This is a genomic window from Micromonospora sp. NPDC002296 (assembly GCF_040296145.1).
Lineage (GTDB): Bacteria > Actinomycetota > Actinomycetes > Mycobacteriales > Micromonosporaceae > Micromonospora.
Genome location: NZ_JBEOWQ010000010.1, coordinates 55421 through 73750 on the forward strand (window position 1 = coordinate 55421; position 18330 = coordinate 73750).

An 18330-nucleotide genomic window follows, 5' to 3' on the forward strand; every position below is an offset into this window, starting at 1 on the left:
AAATCAGCAGACGATCAAGGTGCGACGCCCACAGCACCCCGAGGGGTGGAAGCTCTCGCTAGAAGAGGTGGCCGATGGTGCGGATGATCTCGGCGTAGAAGTTGCCCTCGATGCTGCGGAACAGGGCAAACTTCTCACCGGGGCTGCCGAAGAATGGGCGCAGCGTCCAGGCGAGCTGGGTCCCGACGAAGCCGAAGAGCAGGATCCACACGTACAGCAGGGTCATGCTCGCCGGGCGCTCGGCAGCCGGTCGGCGGACCGCCGGCTCGGGCCAGTGGCGGTACTGCGCCGGCGGATACCCGGCGGGAAGCAGCCCCGGCCCGGGATGACCGGGCATGGCGGCCCCGGGCGCAACAGCCCCGGGCGCAACGGCCCCGGGCATGGCGGCCCCGGGCATGGCGGCCACCGGGGCGGGAGTCGCTACCACCGTGGCGGGCGCGGGCTGGGCGGCGGCCTCGACCGCGGTGCCGTTGGCACCGACCGCGACCGGTGCGGGAGCCGGGCCCACAGCGGCGGGATCCGGAGCCACAGCGGCGGGAGCCGGAGCCGTCACAGCCGGGGCCGCAGCAGCGGCGGTCGGAGAAAGCAGGCCGTGGGCGTTGAGCACCTGCATGCCGCCGGTCAGGAAGCGCAGCCCGACCACCGCGCTCAGCGTCAGGATGGCGACGTTGAGCAGCTTGAAGAAGCCGTAGTCGGGAGCGGTGATCAGGAAGAAGAGGCTGATCGGCGCGAACGCCACGGCCAGCATCGAGGTGATGGTGATCGCCACCATCACCAGCGCCAGCGACTGTCGCACCGACAACCGGGCCCCGAAGACCAGGTTGAACAGGTAGAGCGTGGGCAGGCAGATGGCGAGCGTGACCAGGAACAGCAGCGGCAGCTTGACCGCCGAGGTCAGCGCCATCAGCACGCTGTGGAACGCGCCGAGCACCGCGCCGTAGCAGGCCAGGGCGATGCCGGAGCTGGCCAGCATCCGCACGGTGAGGCCGTTGAGGTCCCGGTCGGCCACGATCTGCTGCCAGATGCCCTGCCGGTCGCGCAGGATGCGCTCGATGACGAGCGGGCTCGGACGGTCAGCCGACACTGGCGGACCCCTTTCTCACACTGTGCTCTGTGGACGAAGTCCGCTGACCGTAGGGCACCGACCTACCCGCCCGCCACCCCGCCTGTCGGGTCAGCGCCAGCCCACGTCGATCCGGTCTCCCCGCTCGTCGAAGAAGTGCAGCGCGTCCAGGCGCACCGAGACGGCCAGCGGGTGACCGGCGGAGACCGCCGGGTACGGCGCGAGCCGGACCCCCAGCTCCGCCGGGCGGCGGTGGTGCCGGCCCTGGTCGCTGAGCACACTGGCCCGGTTGCCCCGGGCGGTCTCGTCGGGAGTCGGTCCCGGCTCGGCGCCCCGGCCGGTGAGCCGCTGTATGACCTGCCCGAACCGGCGCCGGCCGCGCTGGCCGCCGTCGGCGTCCTCGGCCCGGCTGCCCATCTCGTCCACCACGATGGCGGTGGCCCCGATGTCGAGGTAGGCCAGCGACTCGTGGCCGTGGTGCTCCAGGTAGCGGATCCGGCCCCGGAGCACGTCGCCCGGGGCGTCCGGGGAGACCGGGGTGAGGGCCTCGGCCCGCATCCCGACGACGATCCGCTCGCCGTGGTAGTGCGCGACGGCCCGGCTGCGGATGTCGGTCCAGGGCAGGTAGAGCGACTGTTCGCCGATCTTCAGCGCGACGTACCGGTCGAGGTGGACGTAGACGGACGCCTCCAACAGGTTCATCCGGGGGCTGCCGAGGAACGCGGCCACGTAGAGGGTGGCCGGGCGGCCGTACACCTGGGTGGGGGTGCCCACGTCCTGGAGCACGCCCTTGCGCATGATTGCCACCCGGTCGGCCATGGTCAGGGCCTCGGCCTGGTCGTGGGTGACGTAGATGGTGCTGACGCCCAGCTCGCGGGTCAGGCCGGAGATCTCCGCCCGCAGCTCCGCCCGCAGCCCGCTGTCAAGGTTGGACAGCGGCTCGTCCATCAGGAAGAGCCCCGGCCGGCGGACGATGGCGCGGCCCATCGCGACCCGCTGGCGCTGCCCGCCGGAGAGCTGGCTGGGCTTGCGGCCCAGCACGTCGCCGATGCCCAGCGCGCTGGCCACGTCGGCGACCCGCTCGTCGCGCGGCGAGGGCTCGACCCCGGCCAGCCGCAGCGGGAAGGCGATGTTGTCCCCCACCGTCATGTGCGGGTAGAGGGCGAAGTCCTGGAACACCATGGCGATCTTCCGGTCCCGGGGCGGCAGGTCGTTTGCCAGCTCACCGTCGAGCAGGACCGCTCCGGAGCTCGGGGCCTCCAGCCCGGCCACCATCCGCAGCACGGTGGACTTCCCGCACCCGGACGGCCCGAGCAGGACCATGAACTCACCGTCGTTCACATCCAGGTTGATCTTGTCGACGGCGACCGTCCCGTCCGGGAAAACCTTGGTCACATCCTTGAGCGCGACGGTTGTCACCGTCTCCTCCCCCAGCTCGTCGGCCGTACCGAATGTATGTGACCAGGATCATCGGGTCCGCACATCGGGTAAACGTGCCATGTTCGGCTCGTGACAGGCCTATTACGGGTCAGCGGGTTCAGCCCGGTTCGCCGAGGAAAACCCGGCGGACGACCCGCTCGGCGGCGTGGCCGTCGTCCAGGGCGCAGAACCGGGCCCGGAACCGGGCCCGGGCCTCGGTCGCGGCGGGGGCGTCGACCGCGCCGGAGCGGAACAGGTCGAGCAGACCGGGGAAGCTGGTGGTCACGGCGCCGGGCGGCTCGGCGAGCAGGTCCAGGTAGACGCCCCGGGCCAGCCGGTACGCCGTCCAGTCCGGCGCGTACACGACGATCGGCCGGTCCAGGAGGGCGTAGTCGAACATCGCCGACGAGTAGTCGGTGATCAGCACGTCGGCGGCGAGGTAGAGGTCCTCGACCCGGTCGTGATCGCTGACGTCCCGGATCCGGGCGCCGGCCGGGCCGAGGACCGGACCCGACGGCCGGCGGTCCCGGTCGTGGAAGTAGTGGCTGCGGATCAGCAGCCGGCCGGCCGGGCCGAGCGTGTCGACCAGCACGTCCGGGTCGAACGGCGGGCGGTACCCGGGCAGGTGTTCGCGGTGGGTCGGGGCGTAGAGCACCACCCGGTCGCCGGGGGCGAGGCCGAGCCGGGAACGCACCTCGCGCACCTCGGCGGGGGTGGCGGTGGCCAGCCGGTCGTTGCGCGGGTACCCGACCTCCAGCGTGGTGTACGCGGCCGGGTACGCCCGCTCCCACATCTGGGTGGAGAAGCTGTTCGCGGAGACGCTGTAGTCCCACCGGTCCACCCGGCGAAGCAGCTTCGCGAAGTCCATCCCCACCGCGCCGGCCGGGTAGCGCTGCTGGTCCAGCCCCATCACCTTGACCGGCGTGCCGTGGTGGGTCTGCACGTGCACCGAGCCCGGCCGCTTGCCCACGAAGTCGGGAAAGTTCACGTTGTTGACCAGCCAGGTGGCCCGGGCCAGCACCCGGTGGTACTCGCGGCTGCCGGCCACCACGAACTCCACCCCGTCCGGGAGGGAGCCGACCCGGTCCCGCCGGATCACCCAGACCCCGCGCACCTGCGGGGCCAGCCGGCGGGCCGCCTCGTAGATCGCCGCCGGGTTGCAGGCGTACCCGCGGTACCAGTACGCCGCGTAGACGGCCAGCGTCGGGTCGAGCGGGCGGCGCAGTTCGGCCCGGTAGTACCCGCGCAGCAGCGCGTCGCGGCCCAGTCGGGCGGCCCGCCGGGCCACCGGCCTCGCCCGGCGGACCTGCTGCCGGGCGGCGTCCCGGGTGTGGTTGGCCGCCCGCAGGGCGCTGAACGTCCGCCACCGGCCGGCGGCGGCCAGCCGGTGCTTGAGCCCCTCCACCCCCTCCGGCACCGGATGGCCCCCGGGCGGTCGGAAGCGGGCGTGGTCGGCGGTGATCTGGGCGAAGAAGGCGGGGCGCAGCTCGGGAGCGATCCGCTCGCCGTTGCCGAGCACGGTCAGGTAGTGCCAGATCATCCGCTCGAAGACCGCCGGGCGCAGGTCGTCGGCGGCCGGCGCCCACCGGTCCATCAGCCGGAACACCCGGTGCCACTGGACGAACACCTCGAAGTGCCGGTCCCCCCGGGTCCGGGTGATCGCGCCGGCCCGGCGCTGCCGGTAGTTGACGCAGACCCGGTCCAGCACCCCGATCCGCTCGGCGGCCATCAGCACCGGGAAGCTGAACGGCACGTCCTCGTACCAGCCGGGCTCGAAGCGCAGCCCGAGGTCGACCAGGAACTCCCGGCGGACCAGCCGGTTCCACGCGGTGTGCAGCAGCCGCAGCGTCTCCGGCCGCTCGCGCAGCCGGAAGGTGGCCGGTCCGATTGGCTCGGGGAAGACGTCCCGCATCGCGCTGCGGGTGGGCCGCTCGTCCCACCGCACCCGGACGTGGTCGACGACGAGCACGTCCGGGCGGGTGGCCCGGAGCCGGGCGGCCACCTCGGCGAGGCAGTCCGGGGCCAGCCAGTCGTCGCCGTCGACGAACCAGACGTACTCGCCGCCGGCCAGGTCCAGCCCGGCGTTGCGGGCCGGACCCAGGCCGATGTTCTCGGTCAGCCGGACGGCGCGGACCCGGTGATCCCGGGCCGCGTAGTCGGCCAGGATGTCGCCGCTGCCGTCCGGCGAGTGGTCGTCGACGCCGATCACCTCGACGTCGTCGAACGGCTGGCCGAGGATCGAGTCGAGGCACTCGCTCAGGTACGCCTGCACCCGGTAGGCCGGTACGACGAAGCTGATCAGCGTCATCGACCGGCCCCCCACGTCAGCCCGGCTGGCGGACGCCTCCGCGCGCCGGGACGCCCGCGGCCCGCCGGGCGCGGGCGGGCAGGACGACCCAGGCCAGGACCACGCTCCCGACGAAAACCATGAACAGGTACGTACCGAGTGTAGCCATCACAACAGCCGCGAATCCGACGATCGCCGCGATGGCCAGCAGCACCGAGCGCCCCTCCCAGCCCAGCGTCCACGGGTGCAGCGGCGGGGCCGCCTGCCGCTTCTCCAACCGGGCCGTGAGGTCGTAGTGGTGCAGGGTCAGCACGAAGACGTACCCGAAGACGACCCACGCCGGCACCCCGGCGACCACGCCGACCGCGACGGCGAACAGGTACTCGCCGGCCCGCAGCGCGGCCGGGACCAACCAGTCCAGCGGGCCGTCGTGCCCCGCCCCGGCCCCCAGGCCGGCGGCCAGCAGCACCAGCAGGGCCGCCGGCACCGCCCAACGCAGGCCGGCCGGGTCGCCGTCCCCACCCGCCCGGAGCAGGGCCGCGACCAGCAGCGCCGCCGGGCCGAGGGCGCCGATCACCGCCAGCGTCAGCGGGCCCACCGGGCCCAGCGCCGGGAACCGGGCCGCGAGCGGGCCGTCGTCGCGGTGCAGGCTGGCGTCGACCGTGTCCAGCACCGGCACCCGCATCCAGCGGGCCCGCAGGGTACGCAGCGCACCCGTGTACGCGAACGCCAGCACCCCCCAGGTCAGCACCGCGACCAGGCTGACCAGCGGGTCGAACAGCGCGACGGTCAGCGCGATCAGCGCCCACCGCTCCCCGATCGGGAACACCACCGTCCGCTTCAGCCAGTACGACAGCGAACCCGTGTCGGCCTGCACCCGCGTCGACGCGGCGTTCAGCTTGTCGCCGATCCCGCCGCCACCCGCGTCGGCTGCCCTCGGCCGGCGGGCCGCCTCGTCGTGCAGCACCCCGTACCAGGTGTCGGTCATGTGCCGGACGGTCTGCAACGTCATCGCGGCGATGGCCAGCGCCCAGCCGTACCGGTAGCCGGCGGCCGTCGCCCCGTAGCCGAGGCCGGCGTAGACCACGTACTCCTTGGCCCGGTCGGCCATGGTGTCCAGCCAGCCGCCCCAAGCGCTGAAGTGCCGGGTGTAGCGGGCGAGCTGCCCGTCCACGCAGTCGAGCATGAAGCCGAGGTAGAGCAGCACCGCGCCGGTGACCAGCGCGGGCCGGCCGCCGACGCCGAACAGCACCGCCGCGGCGACCGCGAACAGCACGGAGATCGCGGTGACCCCGGTCGGGGTCAGCCTGAGCCGCGCCGACGCCTTCGTGACGTACGGGGACCAGGTGCTGACGAAGTACGTGGTGAAGAAGTCGTCCTTCTCCTTCACCGACAGCCGCAGCTCGGCCTTGTCCTCGTCGACCGCTCCGAGGGCCGCCTCGGCCGCGGCCAGCCCCGCCGGGTCGGCGACCCGGTGGGCGACGAGCAGGCGTACCCGATGGGCGAAGGTCAGCGTGCCGGCTGCGGTGAGGCCGGCGAACAACCGGTCCACCGCGTGCCCGGCCGGGTCGGGCCCGGGGGCTGTGCCGGCCGGCGACCCGCCCGGGTCGACGGCCCGGGCGGCGGCGGCCAGCGCCGGCAGGTCGTCCACCCCCACCCGCAGCGCCCCGCCGAACACCCCGGTCGCACCGCCTTCGGGCTGCCCGTCAACGCCGGCGGCGACCACCTGGCCGCGCTCCTCGCGCACCACGGCCCGGCCGGGGGCCGGCGGGTCGGTGAGCACCAGGGCCACCGTCGGCCCGACCGGGCTGGTGGCCAGGTGCCGCAGTACGGCGGTGTGCGCCACCAGGTCCGCCCCGCTGACGATCACCGGCCCGGTCGCGGCGTCGGCGAGGGCGGCCAGCTCGGCCAGGTCGGCGGCGCGCCGCACCTGACTCGCCCCGGCCCGGCGCCACTGGTCGGTCAGCCGGTCGGCGAGCGGCGCCCCGGCGCGTGTCGGCAGGCCCGCGGCCGGAGAACCGGCGGCGAGCACGATCGCGAGCGTCACCGCGGAACCGCGGTGTGGTACGCGTCCAGCGCCTCGGCGATCGTCCCGTCGACGATCAGCCGCCCGGCGTCGAGGTACAACCCTCGACGGCAGAACCGGGTCAGATCCTTTTCGTTGTGTGACACCAGCACCAGTGTGCGTCCCTCCCCCAGCAATCGGTCGATCGTCGCATAGCACTTCTTGCGGAACTCCGCGTCCCCGACCGCGGTCACCTCGTCCATGAGCAGGATCGGGTGCGGCAGGTGCGAGATGATGGCGAAACCGAGCCGCACCTTCATCCCGGAGGAGTAGTGCCGCACCGCCGCGTCGATGGCCTGTTCCACCTGCTCACCGGCGAAGGAAACGATCTCGTCGAAGTGTTCGCGCAGGTAACCCGACGACAGCCCGTGCAGCCCGCCGACGAGGTACAGGTTCTCCCGCCCGGTCAGGTCGTTGGAGAAACCGGCGGACAGCTCCAGCAGCGGCGCCACGTCGCCACGGACCCGGATCCGTCCCTCGTCAGGGATCAGCACCCCGGCGATCAGCCGCAACAGGGTGCTCTTGCCGGTGCCGTTGCGGCCGACCACCCCGACCGTCTCGCCGGCCGCGACGGAGAACGACACGTCCCGCAGCGGCCAGAACCGGCCGGCGTCGGCCGACCGGTCGCCCGGTCGGATGAAGAACTCCCGCAGCCGCAGCTGCCGTCGCCGGTTGCGGACGAACCGGATGCCGAGGCCGTCCGCCTCGATGATCGGTTCCGCCATCACAGCTCCCTGAGCGCCGTCGCCACAACCGTCATCACAGTTCCTTGAGCACGGCGGGTTCGAGCCGGCGGAACGCCCACCAGCCGGCCACCAGCACCAGCAGGCTCACCACGATCGTGGTGGTCAGCAGCCGGGCGTCGGGGAACTGGTCCGGGTACCAGACCGCATGGTGGAGCTGGAAGATGCCGACCAGCGGGTTCAGCTCGTACCCGGTCCTCACCCAGCCGGGCATGGTGGACTCCCGGACCAGGCTCAGCGGGTAGATGATCGGGGTGGCGTAGAACAGCAGCCGGATCACCAGCCGCATGAACCGCTCGATGTCGCGCATCAACACGTTGAGCGCCGACAGCAGCAGCGCCAGCCCGACCAGCAGCACCGCCTGGACGGCGACGGCGAGCGGCAGGGCGAGCACCGACCAGCCGGGGTGCACCTCGCCGCGCGCCACGTAGACGGCGGCGATGGCGACCAGGATCGGCAGGCCGGCGGCGTACTCGGCGAACCGGCCGGTGATCCGGCCGATCGGGAAGACCTGGCGCGGCACGTTCATCGTGGTGATCAGCCGGGCCTGCCCGGTCAGCGCGTTGGTCGCCTCGCTCAGCGCCGAGCTGGTCCACATCCAGGCGAAGATGCCGGTGATCAGGAACAGCGGGTACGACGCGGCAGCCTGCCCGAGGTGCCGGCTGGTGTCGCCGGAGTAGAGCACCCCGAAGACGAACCAGTAGATCGCCCCCATGCCGAGCGGCTCGATCAGCGACCAGAGGTAGCCCAGCACCGACTGCTGGTACTTCACCGCCAGGTCGCGCCGGACGAGGATGCGCAGCGAGTTCCGGTGCGCCCACAGCGCCCCGACGCCAGACGTCACCCCGCCTCCTCGCCGGATCAGCACTCGATCACGTTGACGGCCAGGCCGCCCCGCGCCGTCTCCTTGTACTTGACCTTCATGTCGGCGCCGGTCTCACGCATCGTCTTGATCACCTTGTCCAGCGAGACGTGGTGCACCCCGTCGCCGCGCAACGCCAGCCGGGCGGCAGTGATCGCCTTGATGCTAGCCACCGCGTTCCGCTCGATGCAGGGGATCTGCACCAGGCCACCGACCGGGTCGCAGGTGAGCCCGAGGTTGTGTTCCATGCCGATCTCGGCCGCGTTCTCCACCTGCTCGGGGGTGCCGCCGAGGGCCTCGGCGAGCCCGGCGGCGGCCATCGAGCAGGCCGAGCCGACCTCGCCCTGGCAGCCCACCTCGGCCCCGGAGATCGAGGCGTTCTCCTTGAACAGCACGCCGATCGCCCCGGCCGCCAGCAGGAACCGGACCACGCCCTCGTCCGACGCCCCCGGCACGAACCGGGTGTAGTAGTGCAGCACCGCCGGGATGATCCCCGCAGCGCCGTTGGTCGGGGCGGTGACCACCCGGCCGCCGGCCGCGTTCTCCTCGTTGACCGCGAGCGCGAACAGGGTCACCCAGTCCATCACCCGCAGCGGGTCGGCGTTCCCGGTGTCCGCCTCCAGGCTGCGCCGCAGCTCCGCCGCGCGCCGCCGCACCTTCAGCCCACCCGGGAGTACGCCGTCGCGCTCGCAGCCCTGCTCGACGCACTCCCGCATCACCCGCCAGATCTCCAGCAGCCCGTCGCGCACCTCGCCCTCGGTGCGCCGGGACAGCTCGTTGGCGAGCATCACCTCGCTGATCGACAGCCCGTTGCCGGCGCTGACCCGCAGCAGCTCGGCCCCGGTCAGGAACGGGTACCGGACCCGGGCGGTGTCGGGGACGATCCGGTCCGCCCCGGCTGCCTCCTCGTCGACCACGAACCCGCCGCCGACCGAGTAGTACGTCCGCTCCCGCAGCTCCGCCCCCGCGGCGTCGTACGCGACGAAGGTCATCCCGTTCGGGTGGTACGGCAGCGACCGACGCCGGTGCAGCACCAGGTCCCGGTCCGGGTCGAAGTCGATCTCCTGGACGCCGAGCAGGACCAGCCGCCGCTCGGCCCGGATCCGCGCCACCCGGGGCCCGACGGTGTCGGTGTCGACGGCCTCCGGCGACTCCCCCTCCAGCCCGAGCAGCACCGCCCGGTCGCTGCCGTGGCCGTGGCCGGTGGCGCCGAGCGAGCCGAACAGCTCGGCCCGCACCCGGGCCGTCGTGGTGAGCAGCCCGTCGGCCTTGAGCCCGGCGACGAACGTCCGGGCGGCCCGCATCGGGCCCACGGTGTGCGAGCTGGACGGCCCGATGCCCACGCTGAAGAGGTCGAAAACGCTGATCATGTGCACTTCCTCGCCGTCGACCCCGCAGTGCGGGCCCGGCCCGGTCGCGGCTTCCCCCGGTCGGGTCGGCCGTCCCACCGCCGTCCGGGTGTGGACGGCCCGACCGGCCAGCCTACCCGCCCAGGCCACCCCCCTCCAGTCCCCGCACCCCGCACCACCGCAGCGTCAAGATCCGCGCTACTCCACGGAATCAGTGGTGTCCGCGCCACCGCGAGGCCACTCTTTCCCTGAATCAGCGCGATCCGGCGCGGGGCGGGGCGGGGAGGCACGGGGGCGGGGCGGGGAGGCGTTTCGGCGGGGGCGCCCGGGTAAGCACCTACGGGTCAGGGGTCGCGGGATCCCCCTCGGGACGGAGGGCGGGGCGGTCGTCCGTTCCTACCGTGGAGAACAGAGGCGGCGGGTACGCCGCAGAGTGGGAGTACGACGATGAGTCGCAAACTGGTCCGGCCCCGCGAGGGGCGCATGCTCGCCGGGGTCTGCGTCGGCCTGGCCCGCCGGTTCAACACCTCCGCCAACATGATCCGACTGCTGTTCCTGCTGTCCCTGCTGCTGCCCGGCACCCAGGTGATCGTCTATCTGGTGCTGTGGGTGCTGATGCCGAACGAGGACCGCTACGCCGCCGCCCGCCACTGACCCACCTCCCGCCACACGCGCGAGCGCCCGCCCCGGACTGCCGGGGCGGGCGCTTCGTCGCTGGCGGGAGGACGTCAGGGCGCGGTGTAGGTGACGGTCACCTTCTCGTACCCGAGGGAGCGGAGCAGGCCCTCCAACATCTTGCGGGTGTTCTCCTCGGCGCGGGCGGTCAGCCCGCTGTCCCGGGCGGCGGCGGTGATCCGGTCCTCGGCCAGCTTGTACACCTGCTGCTGGCGGTTCGGGTCGCCCTTGACCAGGTCGTTGAGCCGGTTGAGGAGCCCCCGCTGCTGCGCGACGACGTAGCTCTTCTCCATGTCCAGGTTGGTCTGGGCGAGCTGCGGCGCGGGAAGCTTGACCTCGACGGACTTCCCGTCGGCCGAAACGGCGATCGCGCCCTCGGCGATCTTGCCGAAGTCGACGTACGCCTCGACGCTGCCCGCCCCCACGAAGAGGGTGCGCTCGTTGAGCAGGAACTCCGGGACGTTGTTCCGGTCGTTCTGCAGGTCGACCACGACCTGGAAGTTGCCCTCGGCCGCGACGTAGCGGCTGAGGTCCTGGATCGACTTCAGCAGCGGGGGCTGGCTGCGGTCGGTCTGCTCCTTGCTGAACGGGTTGCGGAAGTCCGGGAAGACCCCGGCCACCTGCGTGCCGAGCAGCACCACCACGGCCAGCGCCGCGGCGCCGAGCACCACGAGCAGCCCCCGGGCGGGCCCGGAGGGGCCCCGCGGGGCGGGCCGGTCGGCCTGACCGTCGGGCTCACCGTCAGGGGACATCGCGCTCACCATCCTCGATCGGACACATCGTCTTCCGATGACGGTACGGCCATCGTGCGACACCCGCTCGGCGAGCAGCCGGTCCACCCGTGTCGTGCTCTGGACCGACCTCTCCGCACCACGCCGGCCCTGTCCCGCCGGCCGTGCGGCGACAGCCGTCAGTCGGCCTGGCCGGAGAGCACCAGCACCCGGGCGTGGATCTGGTTGCGCTGCTGGAGGGCGGCGCGCAGCGCGCGGTGCAGCCCGTCCTCCAGGTACAGCCCGCCGTTCCACTGCACGACGTGCGGGAACAGGTCGCCGTAGAAGGTGGAGTCCTCGGCGAGGAGCTTGTCCAGCGCCAGCTCGCGCTTGGTGGTGATCAGCTGGTCCAGCCGCAGCGGGCGCGGTGGGATCTCCGCCCACTGCTTGAGCGTCAGGTTGTGGTCCGGGTAGGGACTCCCGTCCCGGACCGCTCTGAAGATCACGACGGTACGCTCCCCTCCCCCTGACCGGGCCGACCCGCCGCGTCGGGTCGCATCGTGGTGTGGCGCCGCGCGTCGCGGCGCCGATGACCGTGCCAGCGTAGCCGCCCGCGCCACACCGCGTTTTACTCCCTCATGTCGCATTCACTACTGCGGTGCCCCGGACCGGGTCCCCGCCACCGGTCGCGAGCGGTTCCGGCGGACCGGTCAGCTCCAGCGGCCCCGGTGGACCACCTCGTCGACCGGGCGACGCCCCCGGTTCAGCGACGGCGACCGGTGGTCCGGGGCCCGGTAGCCGACGGTCAGCGCGCCGATCGGCTGGTGCTCCTCCGGCACCCCGAACGCCTCCCGGTACGCGATCGTGCGCTGGGGCGGGATGCCGAAGAAGCACGCGCCCAGCCCCTCGTCCACGGCGGTGAGCAGCATCAGCAGGGCGGCGAAGCCGGTGTCGACGTGCCAGTACGGCACCGGCCAGCGGTCCGTCGAGCGGTCCGCCCAGCCCTTGTCCGGCTCGGCGTACCGCTCCAGGTACGCCGACCGGTTGGCGTGCGGCACGACGATCAGCGGTGCCCGCCGCATCCCGGCCAGCCACCGCTCCCGCCCGCCGCCGTCCGGGGTGGTCGCCACCCAGAACCGCTCCCGGTCCTCCGCCGCCTCCAGCACCAGGAATCCCCAGCCCTGGGCGAAGCCGGCGGACGGGGCCCGGACCGCGTGGTCGAGCAGCCGCTCGACCACCTCGGGCGGTACCGGGCGGTCCGGGTCGTAGTTGCGCACCATCCGGCGTCGCCGGACGACCTCGGCGAACTCCATGTCGCTCCCTCGCGCCGGCCGGTCAGGCCCCGGGCCGGATGCCCCAGGTGCCCCGCCAGGTGTCCCCCGGCTCCAGCGTGATCACGTCCTTGCCCGAGCGGAACGCGTCCGGCGGGCAGGTCATCGGCTCCACGGCCACCGAGCGCCGGTGCCGCTCCCCGCCGAGGGTGTCCCCGGTGAACACCTGCCACCAGCCGAACTCCCGGTCCGCCCAGATCCGCACCGTGACGGCGTCGTCCGGGGCGGCCAGGGTCACCGAGGAGCCGCCGTCGGCGGCCCGGACCACCTCGCCGAACGACGCGTCGAGCACCGCGTCGCCGATCCTGCGCGGGCTGGTGTAGTCGTACTCGGTGCCGGCGACCGGGGTCGCCCCGACCGGCAGCAGCCGCCCGTCCAGCTGCACCCGGGTCCGCCCGGGCACCTGGATCGAGATGTCGTCGACCGCCACCCCGGGCAGCCGCAGGTACGGGTGCGTCGAGAAGCCGAACGGGCAGGGCCCGTCGCCGACGTTGGTCACCTGGTGCTCGACGAGCAGGCCGTCCGGGCTCACGGCGTACCGGGTGCGCAGCCGCAGCCCCCACGGGTAGCCGGGGTGCGGCGGCAGGTCGTAGCCGACCGTCACCGCGTCGTCGGCCTGCTCGACCAGGTGCCACCGCGCCCAGTTGACCAGGCCGTGCATGGCGTTGTTCCGGGTCGGCTCGGTCAGCGTGAGCTGCAACGACCGCCCCCCGAAGGAGTACTGCCCGTCGCGGATCCGGTTCGGCCACGGGGCCAGCACCTGCCCGGCGCTGCCGGGGCAGATCTCGTCGATCTCGTACCCGTCGAGGTAGTCGGCCCCGTCGTACCGGTATGTCCGCAGACCGCCGCCCACCTCCACGATGACGGCCTCGTGGCCGGCGGCGGAAATGGTCCACTGTGCGCCTGACGGCGGGGGGATGGCGGCGTTCTGCATGCCGGTGACCTTAGTCGTTCACTCCTGCGTACGCGGTGTGGCGGCCCGGTAGCGGAGCAGGGCCGGGAAGACCGCCACCAGCAGCACCGCCAGCACCGCGGCGGCCAGGCCGCCGCCGACCCAGGCGACGCCGGTGCCGAACCCGGCGGCCGTCGCCCCCGCGCGCAGGTCGCCGAGGCGGGGCCCGCCCGCGACGACCACCGTGTTGACGCCCTGGAGCCGGCCGCGCATCCGGTCCGGCGCGTGCACCAGCAGCATCGTCTGCCGCAGCACGGCGCTGATCAGGTCGGCCGCGCCGGCCAGGGCGAGCAGCCCGACCACCAGCCAGAGCCGGCGGGCCAGCCCGGCGGCGGTGATGGCCGTCCCCCAGCCGACCACGGCGAGGACCAGCGCCAGCCCCTGCCGGCGGAGCCGGCCGATCCAGCCGGAGGTGAGCCCGCCGAGCATCGACCCGATGGCGATCGCGCTGTAGAGCCAGCCGACCGCAGCACCGCCGCCGAACCGTTCCTGGGCCACCTGGGGAAAGAGCGCCCGGGGCATCGCCAGCACCATCGCGATCAGGTCGATGACGAAGGAGAGCAGCAGCACGGGGGTCGCGGCCAGGTAGCGGAAGCCGTCCACGATGCTTCTCAGCCCCGCCCGGCGGGGCGCGGCGGAGCCGTCCGGGTCGGGCTCGGGGCGCAACGCCGGCAGCCGGAAGGTGGCCCACAGCGAGACGGTGAAGAGCAGGGCGTCCACCGCGTACGCCACCGGCAGGCCGGGGCCCGTGCCCCAGCCGGCGAGGATCAGGCCGGCGGCCAGCGGCCCGAACACCGAGGTGACGGTGTGGGTGGTGTAGTTGAGCGTGCTCGCCGAGGCCACCAGCTCCGTCGACACCAGCCGGGGCAGGATCGCGCTGCGGGTCGGCGAGGTGACCGCGAACGCGGTGGACTGCACCGCCACCAGGGTCAGCAGCAGCACCGGGCTACCCACCCGCAGCAGGGCCTGGACCAGCAGCGCGAGCGTCGACGCCCAGAGCAGCGCCCCGCCGGCGAGCAGCACCCGGCGGCGGTCCAGGACGTCGGCGACCGCCCCGCCCCACAGCCCGAAGACCAGCAGCGGCAGGAACCCGGCGACGCCGAGCAGGCCGACCCAGAACGAGCCGCCGGTCAACGCGTACATCTCCACCGGCACCGCGACCGCGGTGAACTGGAAGCCGAACATGGCCACGGCGTTGCCGAGCCACACCCGCCGGTACGCGGGCACGCCGAGCGGGCGCAGGTCAATCGCCCAGCGGCGCGCCCCGCGCGGCCGGGACTCCTCGACGGCGGTCACGGAGCCAGCCGCTCCACCGCCCAGCCTCCGTCGCCGGCCGTCCCCGGGGCGGGCCCGGTGCGGCGGAACCGCAGCCGGTCGTGCAGCCGGCTGGCCCGGCCCTGCCAGAACTCCACCGTCTCCGGGCGCACCCGCAGCCCGCCCCAGTTCGGCGGGGCGGGGATCTGCTCCACCTCGGCGAAGCGCTCGGCCGCCGCCCGGTAGCCGGCGTCCAGCGCGGCCCGGTCCGGGATCACCCGGGACTGGGCGCTGGCCCAGGCGCCGAGTTGGGAGCCGCGCGGCCGGCCGGCGTAGTACGCCTCGGTCTCGGCCCGGTCCACCGGCTCGATCCGCCCGGCCACCACCACCTGCCGCTGCATCGCGAACCAGGGGAAGACCAGGCTGGCGTACGGGTTGGCCAGCGCCTCGACGCCCTTGCGGGAGCCATGGTTGGTGAACAGGACGAAGCCCGCCGCGTCGTACCGTTTGAGCAGGACGGTGCGGCCGCTGGGGCGGCCCTGTGCGTCGGCGGTGCCGAACACCATGGCGTTCGGCTCAGGCAACCGGGCGGCCACCGCGTCGGCGAACCAGCGGGCGAACTGGGTGTGCCAGTCGGCCGCCAGGTCCGCCTCGGAAAGGCCCAGGTCGGCGGCGTACTCGTTACGCATCCCCGCCGGTCCGGGTGTGTCACCCGTCACAGTCAGTCTCCCTCTCGTCGGGCCCCCCGCATCCGCACCGCTGGCCAGCCCGCACCCCCCAGTCTCACCGAGGCCCGCCGGACGTCCACCGGCGGGGATGAGGCGTGCAGCACAGTCGCACTGGGTCGCGCAGTCGGTTACCCAGCAGGCAAGATGTCACGAACACGTCCCTGAGGATCGCCTAAGGCGCTCGACCGGCCGGGCCGGATGAGCCCGGGGCGGGCGCATCGAGCAGATCCAGGAGAGAGCGACATGGCCGACTTCAAACCCGGGCTGGAGGGCGTCGTAGCCTTCGAGACCCAGATCGCCGAGCCGGACAGGGCGGGGGGCGCGCTGCGCTACCGCGGTGTCGACATCGAGGATCTGATCGGTCAGCTCTCCTTCGGCAGCGTCTGGGCGCTGCTGGTCGACGGGCGCTTCGGGCCGGGGCTGCCGCCGGCCGAGCCGTTCCCGGTGCCGGTGCACTCCGGCGACATCCGGGTCGACGTGCAGTCCGCCGTCGCCATGCTCGCCCCGTACTGGGGGCTCAGCCAGCTGTTGGACATCTCCGACGAGCAGGCCCGCGAGGACCTGGCCCGGGTCTCGGTGACCGCGCTCTCCTTCGTCGCCCAGTCCGCCCGCGGCCTGGGCCTGCCGGCCGTGCCGCAGAAGGAGATCGACAAGGCCGAGACGATCGTCGAGCGCTTCATGAAGCGCTGGCGCGGCGAGCCCGACCCGCGGCACGTCAAGGCCGTGGACGCGTACTTCATTTCGGCCGCCGAGCACGGCCTGAACGCCTCCACGTTCACCGCCCGGATCGTCGCCTCCACCGGCGCGGACGCCGCGGCCTGCATCTCCTCCGGCATCGGCGCCCTCTCCGGCCCGCTGCACGGCGGCGCCCCGTCCCGGGTGCTCACCATGCTGGAGGCCGTCGAGCGCAGCGGGGACGCCGAGGGGTACGTCAAGGGCGTCCTGGACCGGGGCGAGCGGCTGATGGGCTTCGGCCACCGGGTCTACCGGGCCGAGGACCCGCGCGCCCGGGTGCTCCGCCGCACCGCCAAGGAGTTGGGCGCGCCTCGTTTCGAGATCGCCGAGGCGCTCGAGAGGGCCGCCCTGGCCGAGCTCCAGGCCCGTCGGCCGGACCGGGTGCTCGCCACCAACGTCGAGTTCTGGTCGGCCGTGGTGCTGGACTTCGCCGAGGTGCCGGCGCACATGTTCACCTCGATGTTCACCTGCGCCCGGATGGGCGGCTGGAGCGCGCACATCCTGGAGCAGAAGAAGCTCCAGCGGCTGGTCCGCCCGTCGGCCACCTACGTCGGCCCGGGCCCCCGCAAGCCGCAGGAGGTCGAGGGCTGGGACGCCGTCCCGCACGGCGTCTGAGCCGGGCGTCCCCCGGACGCAGTCACCACCTGGGTGCGCGACGCCCGTCCGTCCCGTCAGCGCCGACGCGCAGGGGCCCCGCCGACCGGCGGGGCCCCTGCGCGTTCCCGGGAGAGCTGCCCGACCGCGCGGCCGGCGGGTGTGTCACACGCCTCACCGCCGGGTGTCCGGGTCGGCCCGGGTGCGAGGATGAATGCTCGGCAGAGCCGCCGGACCAGGTTCGGATCCCCGGCCGGCCGTGCGCCCACGCACGCGACCGCCGTCGGTCCGCACCCGCCCACTCCAGACCGGGCCCCGCCCACGCGGAAGGATCTCGACAACCGTGGCTGACGCACCGACCATCCGGATTCCCGACGACATCAAGCCCACCGACGGGCGGTTCGGCTGCGGGCCGTCCAAGGTCCGTCCGGCGGCTGTCTCCGCCCTCGCCGACGCGGCGACCGGCTTCCTGGGCACCTCGCACCGGCAGAAGACCGTCCGGGACCAGGTCGCCCGGCTGCGGCGCGGCATCGCCGAGTTCTACTCCCTCCCCGAGGGCTACGAGGTGATCCTCGGCAACGGCGGCACCACGGCGTTCTGGGAGGTCGCGACGTTCGGCCTGATCCGGGACCGGGCCCAGTTCGCCAGCTTCGGCGAGTTCGGCGCGAAGTTCGCCAAGTCGGTCAGCCAGGCGCCGTTCCTCGGCGAGCCGACCGTGCGCAAGTCGGAGCCGGGCAGCGCCCCGGCCCTCGTGGCCGAGGCCGGGGTCGACGCGTACGGCCTCCCGCAGAACGAGACGTCGACCGGCGTGGCCGTGCCGATCAGCCGGGTGGCCGGTGCCGACGAGGGCTCGCTGCTGCTGGTCGACGCCACCTCCGCCGCAGGCGGCCTGGCGGTCGACGTGCGCGAGACCGACGTCTACTACTTCGCCCCGCAGAAGTGCTTCGCCTCCGACGGCGGCCTCTGGCTGGCCCTGATGTCGCCGGCCGCACTGGAGCGGGCCACCGAGATCAAGGCCTCGGGCCGGTACATCCCGGCGTTCCTCGACCTGGTCACCGCGATCGACAACTCGCGGCTGGAGCAGACGTACAACACCCCGGCCCTGGCCACCATCTTCCTGGCCGCCGAGCAGACCGACTGGATGAACGAACAGGGCGGGCTGGACTGGGCCGCCAAGCGCACGGCCGAGAGCGCCGGCATCGTGTACGGCTGGGCCGAGCGCTCGGCCGTGGCGACCCCGTTCGTCACCGACCCGGCGCTGCGCTCCAACGTGGTCGCCACCGTCGACTTCGCCGACGGGGTGGACGCGACGGCGATCGCCAAGGCGCTGCGGGCCAACGGGATCGTCGACACCGAGCCGTACCGGAAGCTGGGCCGCAACCAGCTCCGCGTCGCGCTCTACCCGGCGGTCGAGCCGGCCGACGTGGAGGCGCTGACCGCCTCGATCGACTACGTCGTCGAGCGGCTCTAGACACCGTCACATTGGGTGGCCGCCGGACCACCGGCGGCCACCCAGTGTGATCATCCTCGCAACCCGCCCGCGACATGCGGGTGTCGGTTCCC

At 73.4% G+C, this 18330-nt stretch carries 16 protein-coding genes; 3 read left to right on the forward strand and 13 right to left on the reverse strand.

Annotation, left to right across the window (positions count from 1 at the left end; translation table 11 throughout):
- Positions 1–58 precede the first annotated feature (58 nt).
- The 7 genes from ABT023_RS11180 to ABT023_RS11210 form a co-directional block, all read right to left on the reverse strand.
- Positions 59–1084, reverse strand: a complete 1026-nt coding sequence (locus tag ABT023_RS11180) for a hypothetical protein (RefSeq protein WP_350884125.1) — start codon at positions 1082–1084, stop codon at positions 59–61.
- A gap of 90 nt (positions 1085–1174) precedes the next feature.
- Complete coding sequence (locus ABT023_RS11185) at positions 1175–2482, reverse strand: ABC transporter ATP-binding protein (RefSeq protein ID WP_350884127.1); 1308 nt, start codon at positions 2480–2482, stop codon at positions 1175–1177.
- A gap of 118 nt (positions 2483–2600) precedes the next feature.
- A complete protein-coding gene (locus ABT023_RS11190) occupies positions 2601–4790 on the reverse strand; it encodes a bifunctional glycosyltransferase/CDP-glycerol:glycerophosphate glycerophosphotransferase (protein WP_350884129.1) in 2190 nt (729 codons plus the stop codon).
- Positions 4791–4806: 16 nt separating this feature from the next.
- Entirely contained in the window at positions 4807–6816 is a 2010-nt protein-coding gene (locus ABT023_RS11195) for a DUF5941 domain-containing protein (protein ID WP_502890641.1), read from the reverse strand.
- The gene (locus tag ABT023_RS11200) at positions 6813–7559 is read right to left on the reverse strand and encodes an ABC transporter ATP-binding protein (protein WP_350884131.1); all 747 of its coding nucleotides are present in this window, start codon (positions 7557–7559) and stop codon (positions 6813–6815) included. Before ABT023_RS11200 ends, ABT023_RS11195 begins: the two co-directional genes overlap by 4 nt.
- A gap of 34 nt (positions 7560–7593) precedes the next feature.
- On the reverse strand, positions 7594–8421 hold the full coding sequence (locus ABT023_RS11205; RefSeq protein WP_350884133.1) for an ABC transporter permease: 828 nt from the start codon (positions 8419–8421) through the stop codon (positions 7594–7596).
- 17 nt (positions 8422–8438) lie between these two features.
- On the reverse strand, positions 8439–9809 hold the full coding sequence (locus ABT023_RS11210; protein WP_350884135.1) for an L-serine ammonia-lyase: 1371 nt from the start codon (positions 9807–9809) through the stop codon (positions 8439–8441).
- Positions 9810–10235: 426 nt separating this feature from the next.
- Between ABT023_RS11210 and ABT023_RS11215 the strand changes: the two genes are divergently transcribed.
- Positions 10236–10442 (forward strand): PspC domain-containing protein, encoded by a 207-nt coding sequence (locus tag ABT023_RS11215; protein ID WP_350884137.1) that lies wholly within the window; start codon positions 10236–10238, stop codon positions 10440–10442.
- Between the two features lie 74 nt (positions 10443–10516).
- On the opposite strand, the gene ABT023_RS11220 is transcribed toward ABT023_RS11215, so the two are convergent.
- From ABT023_RS11220 to pdxH, 6 genes are all read right to left on the reverse strand, one after another.
- Positions 10517–11215 carry a DUF4230 domain-containing protein gene (locus tag ABT023_RS11220; protein ID WP_350884139.1) on the reverse strand — a complete coding sequence of 233 codons (699 nt, stop codon included), beginning with the start codon at positions 11213–11215 and terminating at the stop codon, positions 10517–10519.
- 158 nt (positions 11216–11373) lie between these two features.
- Positions 11374–11679, reverse strand: coding sequence for a type II toxin-antitoxin system VapB family antitoxin (locus ABT023_RS11225; protein ID WP_350884141.1), 306 nt, complete (start codon positions 11677–11679; stop codon positions 11374–11376).
- Positions 11680–11883: 204 nt separating this feature from the next.
- Positions 11884–12486: a nitroreductase family protein gene (locus ABT023_RS11230; protein ID WP_350884143.1), complete on the reverse strand. Its 603-nt coding sequence runs from the start codon at positions 12484–12486 to the stop codon at positions 11884–11886.
- 22 nt (positions 12487–12508) lie between these two features.
- Positions 12509–13438, reverse strand: coding sequence for an aldose 1-epimerase family protein (locus ABT023_RS11235; RefSeq protein WP_350884145.1), 930 nt, complete (start codon positions 13436–13438; stop codon positions 12509–12511).
- Between the two features lie 18 nt (positions 13439–13456).
- Entirely contained in the window at positions 13457–14752 is a 1296-nt protein-coding gene (locus tag ABT023_RS11240) for an MFS transporter (RefSeq protein WP_350884147.1), read from the reverse strand.
- Positions 14749–15435: a pyridoxamine 5'-phosphate oxidase gene (gene pdxH, locus ABT023_RS11245; RefSeq protein ID WP_350884327.1), complete on the reverse strand. Its 687-nt coding sequence runs from the start codon at positions 15433–15435 to the stop codon at positions 14749–14751. Before pdxH ends, ABT023_RS11240 begins: the two co-directional genes overlap by 4 nt.
- A 246-nt stretch (positions 15436–15681) precedes the next feature.
- Between pdxH and ABT023_RS11250 the strand changes: the two genes are divergently transcribed.
- Positions 15682–16788 carry a citrate synthase 2 gene (locus ABT023_RS11250; protein ID WP_350884149.1) on the forward strand — a complete coding sequence of 369 codons (1107 nt, stop codon included), beginning with the start codon at positions 15682–15684 and terminating at the stop codon, positions 16786–16788.
- Between the two features lie 322 nt (positions 16789–17110).
- Positions 17111–18238, forward strand: a complete 1128-nt coding sequence (serC, locus tag ABT023_RS11255; RefSeq protein ID WP_350884151.1) for a phosphoserine transaminase — start codon at positions 17111–17113, stop codon at positions 18236–18238.
- Positions 18239–18330: the final 92 nt, after the last annotated feature.